Raw genomic sequence first — 3,226 nt, 5'->3', positions numbered from 1 at the left:
ACTGCATTTGTGTGTTGACGCATAACTGTTTCAAAATCACCAAAAGTAGATATAATGAATACACGATCGATACCATCAAATGCCGATATTAACGTTTCTTGTTTTTCAAAATCTGTCAAACGAACTTCGAGACCTTGTTCTTTGTAGCTAACTGCTTTTTCAGATTGTATATCACGAACACCGACAACAATTTCTTCTTTTGAAGCTTTAGATAATAAATTTTCAACAATTTTTGAACCTAAATTACCATTTGCTCCTGTTACTAAAATTTTCATTCTATATCCTCCAAATTTTTTTATTTTAATGTAGCTATATATTAACATTTAAGGTACACTTATGTAAGTAGGCACAATTTTATTACATAGTCACAAAAATAGTACCTTAGGTAATTGCGAAACCTCGGAAAAGAGTGTTTCACAATTACCTAATACCTTGAAGAAAGGAGTGTAATATATGGCACGTTATAGTTATCAAGATCAGTCTATTTCAGAGAATTTACAACAAGAAATCTGTCCGTTAACGGTTACTCAAAACATCATTGCTGGAAGATGGAAAATCGTTATTCTGTGGCATCTAAGCCAAAAAGAAGTAATTAGATTTAATGAATTATTGAAGATGTTACCAGGTATTTCAAAAGGAATCTTAACTAGACAATTGCGAGAGCTTGAAGAGGATGGGCTAGTACATAGAGAGGTTTATAAAGTTGTACCACCAAAAGTAGAGTATTCATTAACAGAGAAGGGAGATAATTTCAGGCCTGTATTAGAAGCGATGCAAGTTTTTGGGAAAGATTTATTAAATGAGAAATTAGAGGTTTTATCATAACTTTAAAGTTATTACTGTTATTTTATTTATACAAGGGAAATGCTCTTCATGATTTTGCAACTCAAAGATTAACTTGAATGAAAATACATAATGGGATATGATTAATTAAAGAAGCTATATTTTAAAGGAGTATGATAAATGAAATTTTCAGTAGGAGTAGAATATGCAATACATTGCTTATTATATATGGTAAACATAGAGGAAGGTAAAACTGTAGGAATCAAGGATTTAGCCACATTTCAAGGAATCTCAGAAACGTATTTATCAAAAGTATATACCAAATTAAGTAAGTCAGGGATTATAAGATCTGTACCAGGAGTAAATGGGGGCTATACATTAGCTCGTAGTGCAGAAGAGATAACCTTTTGGGATATTGTAGAAGCAGTAGAAGGAAGTGAACCATTTTTCCAATGTGCAGAAATTAGGCGAAATAATATATTATTAGATAAAGATAATTTACCGGATTCCTATACCAAATGCCCTTGCTTAATAAAAGTCGTAATGTTAGAGGCAGAAGATGAGATGAGAAAATATCTAAATAACAAGACGTTAGCATGGCTATACGATGAGGTATATAATAGTAACATGGTTCCAAAGGAAATGAAAAACGCAACAATTGAATGGTTTAATAAGAGCAAGAAGTAAGAAAGAGGCTAAAAAGAACAACTTTTCTACGCTGTATGCCATTTTGTGAATATATATATGATCACAAAATGGTACATAGTTACGAAAAGTTGTTTTTTTGATGTTGCATTTTAATGAAAGCCTTTTTGGGTATAAGCATTCATCGTTCTTGATACAAAAAATATAAACATTTGATTTGACATTAGTTAAAATAAGTGCTATATTAAAGACACAATTAATCGGCGATATATGTTATCTATAATCGGTAGGTTATTAATTTTAGGAGGAAACAATAAATGAGCAAACTATTAGTAATAAACGCACATCCAGCAGTAGATTCTGCTTCATCATTTAGCTTAAATGTATTCAAACATTTTATGGAATCTTATAAAGAGCAACATTCAAAAGATGAAGTTATTGAACAAATTAACTTGTATAGTGATATAGTACCTATGATAAACCAAACAGTCATAAGTGCATGGGGCAAAATAGAGCAAGGTGAAGAACTAACAAGCCAAGAAAAAGAATTGACAGATCGTATGAGTGAGATATTAAAACAATTCAAAAGTGCCAATAAATATGTAATTGTTTATCCACTACATAATTTTAATATTCCATCAAAGTTAAAAGATTATATGGATAATATTATGGTTGCAAAAGAAACATTTAAATATACGGAAACTGGTTCAGTAGGTCTACTTAAAGATGGAAGAAGCATGGTTGTTATACAAGGAAGTGGGTCGATATATACCAATGATGATTGGTATACTGAAGTTGACTACGCGTATAAATACTTGAAATCGATGTTTAATTTCTTTGGTATCGAAGATTTTGAAATAATTCGAGTGCAAGGAACTGCTTTACTAGACAGGGATGAGATATTACAAAATACTTATAAAGAAGCTGAAGAAGTGGCTTCAAAATTGGCTGCAAAATAAAAAAATAATTATATTAAAACATGATAATTCCATTGATTTTGAAGGAATTATCATGTTTCAATAAGAGAGCACTAAATATTATTTATAGATATACCCATGCGGATTATCTAGTAAATCATTAAGTGCCTTAAGATTAGAAATCTCGTAAGTTGGTTTAATTCCTGTCCCATTCACAAGCTTGTTAGGGTTATACAAACATGTATCGATTCCAAAGTTTATGCCACCTTGAATATCAGAAGTTAAGCTATCGCCAACCATTAATACCTTGCTCTTATCACTGTGACCTATATTATTTAAAGCGTGTTCAAAGATTTTAGGATTTGGTTTAGCAACTCCTATCTCTTCGGAAATTATGATATCTTTAAAGTATTTAGATATCACAGATTTCTTGATTCTTTTTTCTTGTACAGATGTAAGACCATTAGTGACTATAGAAAGTGTATAATCGCTATGTAGAGTTTCTACAAGATCTATACTATCATCAAATAAAAAGGATGCGTCGCCTAAATGTTTCATATACGACTTAGCAAAATTAGATTCATCAAACTCAATGTTTAATTTACTTGATAATCTTTTAAATCTTTCTACTTTTAATTCTTCTTGGGTAATAAGCCCATCTTCGAATTCTTTCCATATAACTTTATTTATGTCCTGATATATCTTTAAATGATAACTTTCATCGTACGGGATACCAAATTCAAGTATAGAATTCTTAAAAGCTTCCCTTTCAGACTTCTTAAAGTCAAACAAAGTTTCATCTGCATCGAATATTATAACGTCATATTTCATAATTATTTCCTCCTTATGTTCTGATCTATTAAAATTATCATTTCTTTACA

5 protein-coding genes are annotated in these 3,226 nt (G+C 30.4%); 3 read left to right on the top strand and 2 right to left on the bottom strand.

Features of this window, described 5'->3' with window-relative positions; translation table 11 throughout:
- A partial coding sequence (locus tag ACW2QF_RS12465) for an NmrA family NAD(P)-binding protein (protein WP_455716329.1) occupies positions 1 to 275 on the bottom strand: 275 nt, incomplete at its 3' end.
- A 178-nt stretch (positions 276 to 453) separates the two neighbouring features.
- On the opposite strand from ACW2QF_RS12465, the gene ACW2QF_RS12460 reads away from it, so the two are divergent.
- The 3 genes from ACW2QF_RS12460 to ACW2QF_RS12450 all read left to right on the top strand — a co-directional run bounded on the left by ACW2QF_RS12460 (position 454) and on the right by ACW2QF_RS12450 (position 2,387).
- Positions 454 to 825 (top strand): winged helix-turn-helix transcriptional regulator, encoded by a 372-nt coding sequence (locus tag ACW2QF_RS12460; RefSeq protein WP_455716328.1) that lies wholly within the window; start codon positions 454 to 456, stop codon positions 823 to 825.
- Between the two features lie 138 nt (positions 826 to 963).
- Positions 964 to 1,470, top strand: coding sequence for an Rrf2 family transcriptional regulator (locus ACW2QF_RS12455; RefSeq protein ID WP_455716327.1), 507 nt, complete (start codon positions 964 to 966; stop codon positions 1,468 to 1,470).
- A gap of 275 nt (positions 1,471 to 1,745) precedes the next feature.
- Complete coding sequence (locus ACW2QF_RS12450; protein WP_455716326.1) at positions 1,746 to 2,387, top strand: FMN-dependent NADH-azoreductase; 642 nt, start codon at positions 1,746 to 1,748, stop codon at positions 2,385 to 2,387.
- A 78-nt stretch (positions 2,388 to 2,465) separates the two neighbouring features.
- Here the strand turns inward: ACW2QF_RS12450 and ACW2QF_RS12445 are convergent, their stop codons facing one another.
- Positions 2,466 to 3,176 (bottom strand): YjjG family noncanonical pyrimidine nucleotidase, encoded by a 711-nt coding sequence (locus tag ACW2QF_RS12445; protein ID WP_455716325.1) that lies wholly within the window; start codon positions 3,174 to 3,176, stop codon positions 2,466 to 2,468.
- Positions 3,177 to 3,226: the final 50 nt, after the last annotated feature.

The sequence above is a fragment of the Anaerosporobacter sp. genome (assembly GCF_965301125.1).
The sequence above is the reverse complement of the archived record's forward strand: the minus strand, read 5'-3'. Positions and strand labels throughout refer to the sequence as shown.

Excerpts from the sequence above, each read along its gene's own strand:
- ACW2QF_RS12445 (WP_455716325.1), bottom strand. The coding sequence starts at position 3,176 with ATGAAATATGACGTTATAATATTCGATGCAGATGAAACTTTGTTTGAC.
- ACW2QF_RS12455 (WP_455716327.1), top strand. The coding sequence starts at position 964 with ATGAAATTTTCAGTAGGAGTAGAATATGCAATACATTGCTTATTATAT.
- ACW2QF_RS12460 (WP_455716328.1), top strand. The coding sequence starts at position 454 with ATGGCACGTTATAGTTATCAAGATCAGTCTATTTCAGAGAATTTACAA.
- ACW2QF_RS12450 (WP_455716326.1), top strand. The coding sequence starts at position 1,746 with ATGAGCAAACTATTAGTAATAAACGCACATCCAGCAGTAGATTCTGCT.